Below are 15,376 nucleotides of genomic sequence, written 5' to 3'. Positions count from 1 at the left end.
TATGCGTTGGCAGTGTTGCAGGCATTGCAGCCTTCAAAGCGCCCATCACTGAGATTCAGGGGCGTATCCTACCCCAAAGCGGCCGGTCCTTCTCTGCGGGTGGCCGCAGATCCTGCAACAGGGCCTGCCAGGCCTGCCCCATTCCCAGCCAGTGCTTACTTTTGTGCAGCGCCAGCACCAGCCACGGCGCGGCCCAGCGGCTGCAGCGGCCAGGTCAGCACCAGCCACAGCAGCGCCAGCGCGCTGGTGGCAATGAACAGATCCGTCACGCTGCCCCAGCGGGTCAAGGCCCCGCCGAGCGCACCACCGGCAAACAGGCCCAGAGATTGCAAGGTGTTGTAACTGCCCAGCGCCGCGCCGCGCAGCGATGCCGGCGCCATGCGCGAGACCAGGCTGGGCTGCGTGGCCTCCAGCGCATTGAAGCCGCAGAAAAACACGAACAGCAGCACGCCCATCAGCCACAGCGCGGGCGCATGGCCCGAGGTCGCCACTAGGCCCAGGGCCATCTGCACCAGGGCCACCAGCGCGATCGAGCCCAGCAAGGCGCCGCGCAGGTAACCGCGCCGCTCCAGCGCAAACAGCCCACCCATCAGCACAAAGGACAGCAGCACGGCCGGCAGGTAGACCTGCCAGTGCTCAGCCTTGGGCAGGCCTGCGGCCACCAGCATCGCGGGCACGGCCACCCACATCGACATCTGCACCGTGTGCAGCACAAACACACCGGCATTGAGGCGCACCAGGTCGGCATGGCGGAACACCTCGCGCAGTCCGCCGCGTGCGCCGCCCCGGTGCTCCAGCGGCTCAGGCGGCACGACCCACAGCACCACCGCAATACCGCCCAGCGCCAGGCCGCAGGTCATCAAAAACAGGCCGCTCAGGCCGATGTGCACCACCAGCAGCGGGCTGAGCACCAGCGCCAGCGCAAACATCAGGCCGATGCTGGCGCCCACCAGGGCCATGGCCTTGGTGCGCACTTCGTCGCGGGTCTGGTCGGCCAAGAGCGCCGTGACGGCGGCGGACACCGCGCCTGCGCCTTGCAGCGCCCGACCCAGCAGCAGGGTATGCAGGTTGCCCGCCATGCCGGCGATCAGGCTGCCGGCGGCAAACACCAAGAGGCCCAGCACAATGACCTTTTTGCGCCCGAAGCGGTCCGACGCCATGCCCAGCGGCAGCTGGCAGACGGCCTGTGTCAGGCCATAGACGCCCATGGCCAGCCCGACCAGCGCCGGGTCATCACCGCCGGGGTATTTGTGGGCTTCCAGCGCAAACACCGGCAGCACCAGAAACAGGCCCAGCATGCGCAATGCAAAGATCAGCGCCAGGCTGAAACTGGCGCGCCGCTCGGCCGGCAGCATGGCCGTGGAAGAAGAAACAGAAGTGAGAGACAAGGGCGATACGCAGGCAAACAAGGGACGGATGGCGACGATCGCCAGCGGCAAGTGTAGAGCGCAGCCGCAAGCCCTGCTGGCAGACGGAATCTCTGCGCCCAGCAGCGCATCAGAAACCATAGCTAGGCGCAAAGCTGCCGCAAGCCCTCACCTCGGTTTTGGCGCCAGACAGCGGGCCACGCCCCTGGGTTTATCCGCAACGCATGTGCAGCGATACCCGGCAGATTGCACAACGAACGGGCAGGCTGGCTATCATGAGGGGTTTTGGATCTTGAAGCCCACATGCCACCACGCACCCCCACCGACCCTTCCGCTGCCATCGACTTGCACCATGAACTCGGCCTGTCCGAGGCGCAGCAGGACGACAGCCGCTACCTGGGCGCGCGGCTGGCACACAGTCGCATCGCCATCCGTGGCGCGCGCACGCACAACCTCAAGAACATCGATCTGGACATTCCGCGCCACCAGCTGGTGGTGATCACCGGCTTGTCGGGCTCGGGCAAATCCAGCCTGGCCTTTGACACCTTGTATGCCGAAGGCCAGCGCCGCTATGTCGAGAGCCTCTCGGCCTATGCGCGCCAGTTTCTGGGCCGGCTGGACAAACCCGATGTCGACCTGATCGAGGGCCTGTCACCGGCCATCTCGATCGAGCAGAAGGCGACCAGCCACAACCCGCGCTCGACCGTGGGCACGGTCACCGAAATCCATGACTACCTGCGCCTGTTGTATGCCCGCGCAGGCACGCCGTTCTGCCCCGACCACAACCTGCCACTGGCGGCCCAGACCGTCAGCCAGATGGTCGACGCCGTGCTGGCCCTGCCCGAGGACACCAAGCTGATGATCCTGGCGCCGGTGGCGCGCGGCAAGAAGGGCGAGTTCGTCGAGCTGTTTGCGCAGATGCAGGCGCTGGGCTATGTGCGCTTTCGGGTCGATGGCCAGATGTACGAGCACGAGACCCTGCCCGCGCTGGCCAAGAACGAGAAGCACGATGTCGATGTGGTCATCGACCGGGTCAAGGTACGCGCCGGGCTGCAGCAGCGCCTGGCCGAAAGCATTGAGGCGGCACTGCGCGTGGGCGGCAACGAAGGCAATGGCCGCGTGCTGGCGCTGGAGATGGACACCGGCGAAGAGCATCTGTTCAGCAGCAAGTTCTCCTGCCCGGTCTGCAGCTATGCGCTGGCCGAGCTGGAGCCGCGCCTGTTCTCCTTCAACTCGCCCCAGGGCGCCTGCCCGTCCTGCGATGGCCTGGGCCTGCACGAGGTGTTCGACGTCGAGCGCGTGGTGGCTTTCCCCACGCTCAGCCTGGCCAGTGGCGCCATCAAGGGCTGGGACCGGCGCAATGGCTACTACTTTGCGATGCTCGAGAGCCTGGGCCGCCACTACAAGTTCGATATCGAGCAGCCTTTCGAGAGCCTGCCCGAAGCCGTGCGCCAGGTGGTGCTGTATGGCTCGGGCGACGAAGAGATCGCCTTCAAGTACGAGCTGGCCAGCGGCGAGAACGCCGGCAAGATGGTCACCAAGAAGCACCCCTTCGAAGGCATCCTGCCGAACATGACGCGGCGCTACCGCGAGACCGATTCGAGCATCGTGCGCGATGAGCTGGCCCGCTACCAAAGCGTGCAGCCCTGCCCCGACTGCCACGGCGCGCGCCTGCGCCGCGAGGCGCGCTTTGTGCGCGTGGGCGATGGTGACCAGGCCCGTGCGATCCAGGACATCAGCCAGGTCACCCTGAGCGAGGCCCACGCCTGGTTCAGCACCGTGCAGCTGACGGGCGCCAAGGCCGATATTGCCGCGCGGGTGATCCAGGAAATCAGCACGCGGCTGCAGTTCCTCAACGATGTGGGCCTGACCTACCTGAGCCTGGCGCGCAGCGCCGAGACGCTCTCGGGCGGTGAGGCGCAGCGCATTCGCCTGGCCTCGCAGATCGGCTCGGGCCTGACGGGCGTGATGTATGTGCTCGACGAGCCCTCGATCGGGCTGCACCAGCGCGACAACGACCGCCTGATCGCCACCTTGCAGCACCTGCGTGACATCGGCAACAGCGTGATCGTCGTCGAGCATGACGAGGACATGATGCGCGCGGCCGACCAGATCATCGACATGGGCCCGGGCGCCGGTGTGCACGGCGGCCAGATCATGGCCCAGGGCCGCTACGCCGACATCTGCGCCCACCCGCAGTCGCTCACCGGCCAGTACCTGAGCGGCCAGAAATCGATTGCCGTGCCCGCGCGCCGCACGCCCTGGCTGCCGGTGCTGGCCAGCACCGTGGGCGCGCCGGTGGGCAAGGCCGCCGCGGACAAGAGCGGCTCGCAGTTCCCTACCGTGCGCACCTCGCTGGAGAAAAAGCCCAGCAGTACCAGCAGCACCAGCAGTACCAAGGGCCGCAGCGTGCAGGAAGCGGCCGCCTCCGCCGCAGTGGACCCGCATGCGGTGCAAAGCCTGCGTCTCATCGGCGCCAGCGGCCACAACCTGCGCGATGTGACGGTGGATTTCCCGGTCGGCCTGTTCACCTGCGTGACCGGCGTCTCGGGCTCGGGCAAATCGACCCTGGTCAACGACACCTTGTATGCGGCCGCGGCCCACAAGATCAACCGCGCCCAGGGCGATGTTGCGCCCTACCAGGAGATCGAAGGCCTGGACTATTTCGACAAGGTCATCAATGTGGACCAAAGCCCGATTGGCCGCACGCCGCGTAGCAACCCGGCCACCTACACCGGCCTGTTCACGCCCATTCGCGAGCTGATGGCCGAGACCAACACCGCCAAGGAGCGCGGCTATGGCCCGGGCCGTTTCAGCTTCAATGTGGCCGGCGGCCGCTGCGAAGCCTGCCAGGGCGATGGCATGGTCAAGGTGGAGATGCATTTTCTGCCTGACGTCTATGTACCCTGCGACATCTGCCAGGGCCAGCGCTACAACCGCGAAACCCTGCAGGTGCAGTGGAAGGGCCGCAATATTGCGCAGATCCTGGAGATGACGGTGGAAGACGCGCACGACTTCTTCCGCGATGTGCCCACCATTGCCCGCAAGCTGCAAACGCTGCTGGATGTGGGCCTGAGCTATATCCGCCTGGGCCAGAGCGCCACCACCCTATCGGGCGGCGAGGCCCAGCGCGTCAAGCTGGCGCAGGAGCTGTCCAAGCGCGACACGGGCCGCACGCTCTACATCCTCGATGAGCCGACCACCGGCCTGCACTTTGCCGATATCGACCTGCTGCTCAAGGTGCTGCACCAGCTGCGCGATGCGGGCAACACGATTGTCGTCATCGAGCACAACCTGGACGTCATCAAGACGGCCGACTGGGTCATCGACATGGGCCCCGAAGGCGGCGCCGGCGGCGGGCAGCTGGTGGCCCAGGGCACGCCCGAGCAGGTCGCGGCCAACCCGGCCAGCCATACCGGGCGCTACTTGGCGCCTTACCTCAAGCGCTGAGGCAGCTTGCCGCGCGTCAACGAACCAGTCCATCCCACTGCGCCTATGCCAGCAAACCTGATTTTCCGCACCGCAACCCTGGCCGACCTGCCCGCGATCATCGCGCTGCTCGCCGATGATGCGCTGGGCCGTGAGCGCGAGGTGCTGGCCGACCCGCCCGATGCGCGCTATGTCGCGGCCTTTGACGCGATCTGCGCCGATGCCAACCAGCGCCTGGTGGTGGCCGAGCTGGACGGGCAGGTGGTGGGCACGCTGCAGCTGTCCTTTGTGCCCGGCCTGTCACACACGGGGGCCTGGCGCGGCCAGATCGAATCGGTGCGCATTGCAGCGCAGCTGCGCGGCGCCGGCGCGGGCCAGCAGATGCTGGAATGGGCGGTGGCGCAGTGTCGGGAGCGGGGCTGCACGGTGGTGCAGCTGACCACCGACAAAAGCCGGGCCGATGCCCACCGCTTTTACGAAAAGCTGGGCTTTGTGTCCAGCCATCTGGGTTTCAAGCGCAAGCTTTAACTGCCCGAGGGCACCAGCCGAATCAGCTTGCCATCGGGCCCATCGGTGAGCAGGTAGACCAGGCCATCGGCGCCCTGGCGCACGTCACGGATGCGCTCGCCCAGCGATTCATAGAGGCGCTTCTCGCCGGTCACCTTGCCGTCCTTGACCGTCAGCTGGGCGACGCTGCGCGACTTGAGGCCGCCCACCAACAGGCTGCCCTTCCAGGCTGGCCCATAGCGGTCACTCGTGACAAAGGCCATGCCCGAGGGCGCAATGCTGGGCACCCAGTAGTGCAAGGGCTGCTCCATGCCGGCCTTTTGCGTGCCTTCGCCGATCTTGCCGCCGCCGTATTCCTCGCCATAGGTGATCACCGGCCAGCCATAGTTCTTGCCAGGCTGGGGCCGGTTGATCTCGTCGCCGCCCTGCGGGCCATGCTCGTGCTGCCACAGGCTGCCATCGGCGGCGACGGCCAAGCCCTGGCTGTTGCGGTGGCCGTAGCTGTAGATCTCCGGCAGCGCATCCTGGCGGCCCGCATAAGGGTTGTCCTTGGGCACGCTGCCATCCTTGGCAATGCGCACCAGCTTGCCGTGGTGGTTGTTCAGGGTCTGCGCATCGTCGCGCTGCGAGTAGCGGTCACCCAGGCTGAGGAACAGGTTGCCATCGGGCGTTTCGGCAATGCGGCAGCCAAAATGGGCATTGCTCCTGGCCTTGGGGCGCTGGCTGAACAGCAGCTTGACGTCTTCGAGCTGGCGCTCATTGGCCGCAATGCGCGCCGAAGCCAACGCCGTGCTGTTGGTGCCCGCCTGGGGGCCCGCTTCGCTGAAGCAAAAATAGATGCGCCGGTTGCTGGCGAACTGGCTGTCGGCCACGACATCGAGCAGGCCGCCCTGGCCGGCATCGACCACCTTGGGCACGCCTTGCAGCTCGGACTGTTTACGCCCATCGGCATCGAGCAGCCAGAGCTTGCCGCCGCGCTCGGTCAGCAAAAAGCGTTTGTCCGGCAAGGGCGCAATGGCCCAGGGGTTGAGGTAGCCGCTGCCCACAACCGTGGGCTTGGGCAGCGCGGGAGCCGCCGTCTGCGCTTGCACAGTGCTGGCGGCGCAGATGGCCAGCAGCCCGCTGGCGCCCAGTGCCCATGAATAAAAACCCTTGCGTGCTTGTTTCTGTCTCATGTTTGCCCTTTGCGAAGTGCCTCTGACCTTACCATGCTGACCATGGAAACCCCCAACAGTTCCCCTTCGGCCTCCCCTAGCGCATCCGCTTCTACCGCCGCCAGCCCGGCGGTCTGGGATTTTGTCGTCATCGGCGCCGGCATGGCCGGCAGCGCCACCGCCTGGCACCTGGCTACCAGCGCCCAGGTGCTGGTGCTGGAGCAGGAATCCCAGCCCGGCTACCACACCACCGGCCGCTCGGCCGCGCTGTTTGAAGAGCACTATGGCCCACCCCAGGTGCAAGCGCTCACCCGAGCCAGCCGCCAGTTTTACGAGCAGCCGCCGGCCGACTTTGCCGAGCATGCGCTGGTCAGCCCCCGCGGCGTGCTGTATGTGGCAACGCCCGCGCAGTTGCCCGCGCTGCAAGCCGCCTACGACGAGGCACGCCAGCATTCGCCCGGCGCGCGCTGGCTGGACAAGGCCGCGCTGAAAGCCTTTTTGCCGGCGCTCAACACCGAGGTGCTGGAAGCCGGCTTTAGCGACGATGGCGCCCGCGATATCGATGTGCATGCGCTGCACCAGGGCTTTTTGAAGGGCATGCGCCGGCGCGGCGGCCAGCTGTGGAACGATGCCCGGGTGCACAGCCTACACTGGGATGCCAGCGTCGGCCACTGGCAGATCAGCCTGGCCGATGGCCGCCAGCTGCAGGCCCGCCATGTCGTCAACGCCGCCGGCGCCTGGGCCGATGAGCTGGGCCAGATGGCTGGAGCGGCTGCCATTGGCCTCACGCCCAAGCGCCGCAGTGCCTTTACCTTTGCGATGCCCGCCGGCATGGACGGCCAGCACTGGCCGGCCGTCATCGATATCGGCGAGCAGTGGTACTTCAAGCCCGATGCCGGCCAGCTGCTGGGCTCGCCCGCCAACGCCGATGCCACCCACCCGCATGATGTGCAGCCCGAGATGATGGACATTGCCGAGGGCATTGACCGCATCATGCAGGCCAGCCATTTCGACATTCGCCGCCCCAGCCACAGCTGGGCAGGCCTGCGCTCCTTTGTCGCCGATGGCGAGATGGTGATTGGCTGGGATGGCCAGGTGCCGCAGTTTCTGTGGGTGGCCGCGCAGGGCGGGTATGGCATCCAGAGCGCCTATGGCTACGGCCTGCTGGCGCGCAACCTGGCCTTGCAGGAGCCGCTGGACCCGGCGCTGGTGAGCCAGGGTGTGCAGCCTGAGGCTCTGTCGCCCACGCGCCATTTGCGCTGAGAGCCACCAACACAACCCTTGATACGTCGTTACCTGGCCGGCCGCACCCTGCCTTGTCGTACGTTGTACTGCCTGCGGCAGGGTGCCTCGTCTCAACCGCAAACCTGCGGTTTGCTGGGCCGTGCTAGCGGCGCTGAATAGCGCAGCGCCAGCACGCAGCTGCGCTTGCTGGCACACTGCTGGAAAACCTTGAATAACATCCGGCGCTGCGCACACCAGTGCCTCCAGCCATGTCCGCTTCCAGCTCCCCTGTCCCCTTTCGCCCTACGGACCTCGCCTTGGCGCTGGTCGTGGTGGTGGTCTGGGGCATCAACTTTGTCATCATGAAATGGGGCCTGCAGAGCCTGACCCCGTTCGAGCTGGGCGCCCTGCGCTACCTCTGCGCGGCCTTTCCGCTGGTGCTGTTCATCAAGCCGCCGCGCGTGCACTGGCGCTGGGTGGTGCTGTTTGGCCTGCTGCAGGGCGTGGGCCAGTTTGGCTTCTTGTTCACCGCGCTCAAGGTGGGCATGACGGCGTCGCTCGCCAGCGTGGTGCTGCAGACCCAGGTGTTTCTCACCGCCGTGTGGACCTGGGTGCTGCTGCGCGAGCGCCCCGGCCGCCCACTGGTGGCCGGCATGGGCATTGCCGCGCTCGGCCTGGCCTGCCTGCTGATCAATGAGCTGCGCAGCAATGGCGCTGGTGGCACCACCTTGGCAGGCCTGCTGCTGGTGCTGTGCGCGGCCACATCCTGGGCCTGCTCCAACGTGGTGGTGCGCCTGGCGCAAAAGGAAAACGCCCGCTACGACCCGGTGGGCTTTATCGCCTGGAGCAGCCTGATGCCGATTCTGCCCTTTATCGGGCTGAGCGCCGCACTGGACGAGGGCAGCGTGGGCAAGTGGCTGCAGGCAGAGACCTGGCAGCAGATTCCCGGGCTGGCCTGGATGTCGATCGCCTACCTGGGCTGGGTGGCCACCATCGTCGGCTACGGGCTGTGGACCAAGCTGATCCAGCGCTACTCGGCCAACCGGGTGGCGCCCTTCAGCCTCTGCGTGCCGGTCATTGGCCTGACCACCGGCATGCTGGTGCTGGGCGAGACGGTGACGGCCTGGCAATGGGCTGGCGCGGTGTTTGTCGTGCTGGCGCTGGTGGTCGTGGTCTGGGGCGGCCGCTGGCTGCAGGCGGCGCGGCGGTAAGCTGCGCCGAAGGAGACCGCGCTCAGCGGTCTTCGATCTTCGCGGTCTCGACGATCTGCTGGTACTTGGACACCTGGGCCTTCAAGAAGGCGCCCATGTCCTGGCCGGGCGCAGCCACCACATTGCCACTGGCTTCGAGCTTGGCGCGAAAGCTGGGGGACTGCAGCATGTCATCAATGGCCGCACGCAAGGCCTTTTGCACCTGCGGGGGCAACTTGGCTGGGCCCATCAGCGCAAACCAGCTGTTGATATCGACCCTCGCAAACGCCGAGGTCTCGGCCAAGGCCGGGATATCGGGTGTGACGCTGGAGCGCTTGGCCTCGGTCGTGCCCAGCGCCACCACCTTGCCGGCGCGGATATGCGGCAGGCCCGAGGACAGCACAAACACGCCAAAATCCAGGCTGCCGCCCAGCAGGTCATTGGTCAGCGGTGCCACGCCCTTGTAGGGCACATGGGTCATCGCCACATTGCCGGCCTGCTGCACCATCTCGCCAGCAATGTGCAGCGCCGTGCCCACGCCCGAGCTGCCATAGCTGTACTTGCCGGGGTTCTGGCGCAGCAGGCTGAGGAACTCCTGCGTGTTCTTGACGCCGCTGGACTGCGAGGCAACCAGCACCATGGGCTGGGTCGCCACCAGGCTGATCGGCGTGAAATCCTTGAACACCCGGTACTTGATGGCCTTGTTGATCAGCGGCGCAATCGCCATCTCGTTGTTGGCCGACAGCAGCAGGGTATAGCCATCGGCCGGCGCCCGGGCCACCTTTTGCGCGCCGATGGCGCCACCGGCACCGCCCAGGTTCTCGATGACCACCGGCTGCTTGAGCCGCTGCGCCAGTTCGGTGCCGACCATGCGGCCCACCGCATCGGTGCTGCCGCCAGGCGGGTAGGCAATCACCAAGGTGATGGCCTTGGTGGGGTAGTGCGCAGCCGCCTGTGCGCCGGCCGCCATGCTGGCCGCCAGCGCCAGCAGACCCAGGCAGGCCTTTCGGCGCGGGCGAGAAAAAAGCATAGGGAGCATCGGAAGTCCTTGTGGCGGTGGAAAAGGCGTCAGAAGAAAAGCGGCAGGCGCATTGTGTCTTGGCCCAAGAAGCCTCCGCACTATTCCGGAAAAAGAAGCAGGGTCCGTGCCAGCGTGCAGCACGGACCCTGTCGTTCTGGCGCTGGAGCCGCTCAATCGACCGCGTTGAGCAGGTCGCGGGTCTGGATCGCAGCGGCGCGCGCCGCGCTGGCAAAGTCGTCGCCGCTGCTCGCATACAAAATGGCGCGCGAAGAGTTGATGATGATCGGGCCGCCGCCAATGCGGGCCGCCTTGACGGTGGCCACCGCATCACCACCCTGCGCACCGACGCCGGGAATCAGCAGCGGCAGGTGGGGGGCGACGGCGCGCACACGCTCGATCTCTTGCGGGCGGGTGGCACCGACGACCAGGCCGAGCTGGCCATTGGTGTTCCAGGGGCCCTGGGCCAGGCGCGCCACATGCTCGAACATCTGCGGCTGGCCGGGCACATCGGCCAGGGTCTGGGCCTGCAGGTCGTCCCCACCGGGGTTGGAGGTGCGGCACAGCAAGAAGGCGCCCTTGCCCTCGTACTTCAGGTAGGGCGTGATGGAGTCAAAGCCCATGAAGGGCGACAAGGTCACCGCGTCCGCCCCATAGCGCTCAAAGGCTTCCTTGGCGTACTGCTCGGCGGTCGAGCCGATGTCGCCGCGCTTGGCATCGAGAATCACCGGCACCTGGGGAGCCACGCGGCGCATATGGGCCATCAGCTTTTCCAGCTGGTCCTCGGCGCGGTGCGCTGCAAAGTAGGCGATCTGCGGCTTGAAGCTGTTGACCAGGTCATGGGTGGCATCGACGATGGCTGCGCAAAAATCATAGATCTTGCTGGCATCGCCGCGCATCGCGGCGGGAAAACGGCTGGGCTCCGGATCCAGGCCCACGCACAGCATGGAGTTGTTTTGGGTGGCTGCGGCGCGCAGCTGGTCGATAAAAGGCATGGGCGCTATTGTAAAAGCTGGCCGTGCCAGGGCCTTCGCAGAGCTGACTGCGTCGCACGGGGATTGCAGGCACAATCGCGCCCCATGCCTACCCTGTCGCGACAACAACTGGTGATCCTGTGCCTGCTGACCCTGGTCTGGGGGCTGAACTGGCCGGTGATGAAGACGGGGGTGCAGCACTTCCCGCCACTGAGCTTTCGCGCGCTGTCGATGCTGATCGGCCTGCCGCTGCTGGCGTTGGGCCTGCTGGTGCTCAAGGTGCCCTTCCGGCTGGAGCGGCGCTACTGGGGGCCGCTCGTGGTGCTGGGCTTTTTCAACATGGTGATGTGGCACACGCTGATCATTGTGGCGATTCCGCTGCTGCCCAGCGGCCGGGCGGCGATCCTGGGATACACCATGCCTATTTTTTCAGCAGCGCTGGGCGCACTGTTCTTCAGTGACCGGCTGCCGCCGCGCGCCTGGCTGGGCGTAGCCGCTGCCGCCGGCGGCGTGTTTCTGCTGCTGTGGAACGAGATGGACAAGCTGGGCGGCAAGCCCACGGGCGTGGCGCTGATGCTGCTGGCAGCGGCCAGCTGGGCGTTGGGCACCCAGCTGCTGCGCCGCACCCACATCCCCGCGCCCACCTTGACCCTGGCCTTCTGGATGACCGTGATGACCACCGGCTGCCTGTGCCTGCTGGCCACGCTGCTGGAGCGCCCGCGCTGGCATGCGCCTGACCCCATCGCCTGGGGCACCATCCTGTTCAATGCGGTGCTGGTGATCGGCTTTGCCCAGGTGGCCTGGTTCTTTCTGGTGCGCACCCTGCCGCCGCTGGCGTCCACTTTGAGTGTGATGCTGATCCCCGTGCTGGGCGTCTTCAGCGGCGCCTGGTGGCTGGGCGAGATCCTGCACTGGCAGGACTGGACGGCGGTGGCCTTGATGGTGCTGGCCATCGCCTCGGTGCTCTGGCCCAGCCGGGCGCGCCGCTGAGCCAGCACAAAGCGATCCTACGTCGCTGAATCAGCGGCCTGCGGACTGCGCAGGCGGGGCCAGGCTGTCGTTGTCCATCGTCAGGTAGACCAGCACCAGCAGCAAGGTGATAAAGAAGCGGAAGGCATCGGGCACGCCATTCCACTCTTTGGACATCCACATGCCAAACCACTCACCGCCCACCGACATAAAGCCCACCTGCCAGGTGAGAAAGCCCAGGGTCAGCCCGGCAATCGCCCATTTTTTGGCAGCGCGAAAACCGGCCGCATCGGCATGGCGGGCGCGCAAGAGCTGGCTGCCGCCAACCCAGCACAGCAGCGCTGTCAGTGTCTCCAGCGCAATGATGCCGGCATAGCCCAGGTGGTGGATCCATTCCGCATCGATGGCGCGGTAGAGGATGCTGTTACCGGGGAAGGTGGTGTCCATCAGGAACACATGGTGCACAAAGGCAAAGTTGGTGGCGTAGTCGGTGATATTGCCAAAAGCCACCAAGGTGGCGAAGAAAGCCATGGCCAGCACCAGGGCGGACTTGGACAGACGAATCATCATTCGAAGCTCCAGACGTGAGAGTGTGAGAGAGGGATAGGAAAGGGCAGACGGATGCCGTGGCGCCGAACAGCAAGGCTCGGCACCTGATCCATCAAAAGTGTGCCAACGCGGAGTTGGCGGGGAGGTGTGCAAAAAGCACGCAGGCGCGCAGATCGGGACTGGAAAACCTGAAGCCGGCAGCGGGTCTGGGAAACACGCAGGCCAACCGGATCGAATGTCGCGCCAGGAGGGAGGCTGGATTCTGCCAGCCCGCTGTGGAGGCTGTCAACGCTGGCCGATCCGGCCATAAAAAAACGCACTGCCCCAAGGGGAGTGCGTTCTTTGTTCCAACCGGGCGGCGGCCCGGTGGTGGATCAGCGAGGCGCGTTCAGCAAACGGGTCACATCGCGGTCATTGGGCAAGGCATAGTCATAGCCCGACAGGATGCGGCTGTCTTCGGTACGCACCAGCTTGAGGCTGACGTAGGTGAAGTTGGCAGCGGGCGAGAAGGTGCCGACCAGCACCATCGAGGCGTTCTGGCTGCGCGCAATGTCGCGCATCTCGCGCGACAGCAGCAGCTCGCCGGTGCCTTCGCGCACATACAGATCGGTGCGCAGCTTGACTTCCTTGACGTGGAAGCCACGGGCGGCCATCTGGTTGGCGTAGATCTCGGACAAGGTGCGGCCCAGTGGCGACGAGGCGCCCATGTTGTTCACATTGACCACGGTGGCCACCAGCACGGGGCCGGTACCGGTCGACTGGGGCGCGACCGAGGCGGTCAGCTTGTTGATCGCATCCTGGCTGTTGGCCAGGAAGACGCTGGCGTCCGCAGCCTGGTAGGTCGGCTCGCTGCGCACCGTGCTCACGGGCTGGGCAGGATCGGTCCAGCTGGCGCAACCGGCCAGCACAGCGGCAGAGGCCACAGCGGCCAGGGTGGTCAGACGCCGCATCATTTGTTCACCACCTTCATGTTGACGGCGCGGTAGGCTTCGGTCTTGGCGAACTGGCCGACGGTGGCATTGTCAACATAGTAGACATTGGACTTGCGCGCGACATACTGGCCCTGGCGCAGCACCGTGGTGGTCAGCAGCACTTCGGAGTATGCCGGGGCGCCTGCGATGGTGGCGGCCTGGTAGTCGGTGCCGATGGTCGGGCTCACGCCAGCGACGACCTGGCCGTTGTCGCCTTCATAGGCCCAGTTGCCCGCTTGCTGCAGGTTGTGGTGCACGACCTTGGCGTCGTAGCTCACTTCGAGCTGCTGGCCGGGGGTGGTGTAGACCGATGCGCCATGCTGCACCAGCTTGGTCACGACCAGGTCGTGGAACACGCTGTCAAAGGCGCTGGCGTTCTGTGGCAGGGCCACATACAAAGGCGTCTTGGCGTTCAGACCATTGCGCTCCAGCGTCGCCAGCGTGTCGGCCACCACTTCGCTGGCCATCAGGTCCCAGTGGCCCGCTGCGCGGACCTTCATCTGGGTTGGTTGCGCATAGTTGGCGCCGTATGGAACGGGCGCCTCTACCGCGCAACCCGTCAACGCAAGCACGGCGCTTGCCAGCGCCGCCGCTCCGATGGTCTTTTTCAAAGCCATGTTTCCCTCCTCGGAATTAGATAGCCGACGGGCCAACACCCGCCCAGGCTTGCATCCATTGTTGTAGATGTGGTGCTACCAAGACAAGTGAAACGATCCAAAGTGCGAGCAGAGCCACGCATTTTGTTGTTTTTGCTCACACTTTAGAAACGCCATTTGTCCACTGAATAAGCTCAGCCTGCCGCGCGTTTTTGCAGAATCTCAAAAGCTGGCAAGGTCTTGCCTTCCAATACTTCCAAAAAGGCACCGCCGCCAGTGGAGATATAACCAATCTTGTCCTCGATGCCGTACTTGGCAATGGCGGCCAAGGTATCACCGCCACCGGCAATGCTGAAGGCGGGCGACTGGGCAATGGCCTGGGCCAGGGTTTCGGTGCCATGCGCAAACGCATCGAACTCGAACACGCCCACCGGGCCGTTCCAGACGATGGTGCCGGCCTTCTTGAGCTGCTCGGCCAGGCGGGCGGCCGTCTCGGGGCCGATATCGAGGATCAGGTCGTCATCGGCCACGTCGGTGGCGCGCTTGATGGTCGCCTCGGCGTCGGCCGCAAAGGTCTTGGCCACCACCACATCGGTCGGAATCGGCACATCGGCGCCGCGTGCGGCCATGGCATCGATCACGGCCTTGGCGTCACCCACCAGGTCGGCCTCGGCCAGCGACTTGCCGATGTTCAGGCCTGCCGCCAGCATGAAGGTGTTGGCAATGCCGCCGCCGACGATCAGCTGGTCTACCTTGCTGGACAGCGCCTGCAGGATGGTCAGCTTGGTCGAGACCTTGGAGCCCGCGACAATGGCGACCAGCGGACGCGCCGGCGCGGCCAGCGCCTTGGTGATGGCATCGATCTCGGCCGACAGCAGCGGGCCGGCGCAGGCGATCTTGGCGTACTCGGCGATGCCGTAGGTCGTGCCTTCGGCGCGGTGGGCCGTGCCAAAGGCGTCGTTCACATAGATGTCGCACAGCTGGGCGAGCTTTTGCGCCAGCGCCGGCAGGTTCTTCTTCTCGCCGACATTGCTGCGGCAGTTCTCCAGCATCACGACCTGGCCGGGGGCCACGGTGACACCGTCAACCCAGTCCGCGATCAGCGGCACCTCGCGGCCCAGCAGCTGCGCCAGACGTTGCGCCACCGGGGCGAGCGAGTCCTCGGGCTGGAACGCGCCCTCGGTGGGGCGGCCCAGGTGGCTGGTCACCATCACGGCGGCGCCAGCCTTGAGCGCCATCTCGATCGCAGGCACCGACGCACGCACGCGCGTGTCTTCGGTGATCTCGCCGGCATCGTTGAGCGGCACATTCAGATCGGAGCGGATAAAAACGCGTTGGCCTTGCACCTTGCCTTGGGCACACAGGTCGGAGAAACGAAGGATGTTCATGGGAATGGCTACCAAAGAGTCTAGAAACTGGGGCGCGCGC

At 65.9% G+C, this 15,376-nt stretch carries 13 protein-coding genes; 5 read left to right on the top strand and 8 right to left on the bottom strand.

The annotated features are described in order from the left end of the window. Positions 1 to 155 precede the first annotated feature (155 nt). Positions 156 to 1,355 (bottom strand): MFS transporter, encoded by a 1,200-nt coding sequence (locus DCO45_RS12190; RefSeq protein WP_116926096.1) that lies wholly within the window; start codon positions 1,353 to 1,355, stop codon positions 156 to 158. 315 nt (positions 1,356 to 1,670) lie between these two features. Here DCO45_RS12190 and uvrA point away from each other — a divergent pair, with 315 nt between their 5' ends. Together uvrA and DCO45_RS12180 are read left to right on the top strand one after the other, a co-directional pair. Further along, complete coding sequence (gene uvrA / locus DCO45_RS12185; protein ID WP_116926095.1) at positions 1,671 to 4,817, top strand: excinuclease ABC subunit UvrA; 3,147 nt, start codon at positions 1,671 to 1,673, stop codon at positions 4,815 to 4,817. 45 nt (positions 4,818 to 4,862) lie between these two features. Then, positions 4,863 to 5,324, top strand: a complete 462-nt coding sequence (locus DCO45_RS12180; protein WP_116926094.1) for a GNAT family N-acetyltransferase — start codon at positions 4,863 to 4,865, stop codon at positions 5,322 to 5,324. Here DCO45_RS12180 and DCO45_RS12175 read toward each other — a convergent pair. Then, positions 5,321 to 6,478, bottom strand: coding sequence for a PQQ-dependent sugar dehydrogenase (locus DCO45_RS12175; protein ID WP_116926093.1), 1,158 nt, complete (start codon positions 6,476 to 6,478; stop codon positions 5,321 to 5,323). The two genes, DCO45_RS12180 and DCO45_RS12175, sit on opposite strands and share 4 nt — an antisense overlap. Positions 6,479 to 6,520: 42 nt before the next feature. Between DCO45_RS12175 and DCO45_RS12170 the strand changes: the two genes are divergently transcribed. Together DCO45_RS12170 and DCO45_RS12165 are read left to right on the top strand one after the other, a co-directional pair. Next, complete coding sequence (locus DCO45_RS12170; protein WP_116926203.1) at positions 6,521 to 7,720, top strand: FAD-dependent oxidoreductase; 1,200 nt, start codon at positions 6,521 to 6,523, stop codon at positions 7,718 to 7,720. Between the two features lie 230 nt (positions 7,721 to 7,950). After that, entirely contained in the window at positions 7,951 to 8,892 is a 942-nt protein-coding gene (locus tag DCO45_RS12165) for an EamA family transporter (protein ID WP_116926092.1), read from the top strand. 22 nt (positions 8,893 to 8,914) lie between these two features. Here the strand turns inward: DCO45_RS12165 and DCO45_RS12160 are convergent, their stop codons facing one another. Together DCO45_RS12160 and pyrF are read right to left on the bottom strand one after the other, a co-directional pair. Then, on the bottom strand, positions 8,915 to 9,901 hold the full coding sequence (locus DCO45_RS12160) for a tripartite tricarboxylate transporter substrate-binding protein (RefSeq protein ID WP_116926091.1): 987 nt from the start codon (positions 9,899 to 9,901) through the stop codon (positions 8,915 to 8,917). 161 nt (positions 9,902 to 10,062) lie between these two features. Next, a complete protein-coding gene (gene pyrF / locus DCO45_RS12155; protein ID WP_116926090.1) occupies positions 10,063 to 10,884 on the bottom strand; it encodes an orotidine-5'-phosphate decarboxylase in 822 nt (273 codons plus the stop codon). 84 nt (positions 10,885 to 10,968) lie between these two features. Between pyrF and DCO45_RS12150 the strand changes: the two genes are divergently transcribed. Beyond that, on the top strand, positions 10,969 to 11,853 hold the full coding sequence (locus tag DCO45_RS12150) for an EamA family transporter (protein WP_116926089.1): 885 nt from the start codon (positions 10,969 to 10,971) through the stop codon (positions 11,851 to 11,853). Positions 11,854 to 11,883: 30 nt separating this feature from the next. Here DCO45_RS12150 and DCO45_RS12145 read toward each other — a convergent pair whose 3' ends face one another. From DCO45_RS12145 to DCO45_RS12130, 4 genes are all read right to left on the bottom strand, one after another. Further along, the gene (locus DCO45_RS12145) at positions 11,884 to 12,402 is read right to left on the bottom strand and encodes a DUF2165 domain-containing protein (protein ID WP_116926088.1); all 519 of its coding nucleotides are present in this window, start codon (positions 12,400 to 12,402) and stop codon (positions 11,884 to 11,886) included. A gap of 353 nt (positions 12,403 to 12,755) precedes the next feature. Continuing rightward, the gene (locus DCO45_RS12140) at positions 12,756 to 13,334 is read right to left on the bottom strand and encodes a FlgO family outer membrane protein (protein ID WP_243419331.1); all 579 of its coding nucleotides are present in this window, start codon (positions 13,332 to 13,334) and stop codon (positions 12,756 to 12,758) included. Beyond that, positions 13,331 to 13,969: a hypothetical protein gene (locus tag DCO45_RS12135; protein WP_133248143.1), complete on the bottom strand. Its 639-nt coding sequence runs from the start codon at positions 13,967 to 13,969 to the stop codon at positions 13,331 to 13,333. Before DCO45_RS12135 ends, DCO45_RS12140 begins: the two co-directional genes overlap by 4 nt. A 173-nt stretch (positions 13,970 to 14,142) precedes the next feature. Further along, positions 14,143 to 15,336, bottom strand: a complete 1,194-nt coding sequence (locus DCO45_RS12130; protein ID WP_116926086.1) for a phosphoglycerate kinase — start codon at positions 15,334 to 15,336, stop codon at positions 14,143 to 14,145. Positions 15,337 to 15,376: the final 40 nt, after the last annotated feature.

This window comes from Comamonas sp. JNW, assembly GCF_003105075.1.
Lineage (GTDB): Bacteria > Pseudomonadota > Gammaproteobacteria > Burkholderiales > Burkholderiaceae_C > Comamonas > Comamonas squillarum.
The sequence above is the reverse complement of the archived record's forward strand: the minus strand, read 5'-3'. Positions and strand labels throughout refer to the sequence as shown.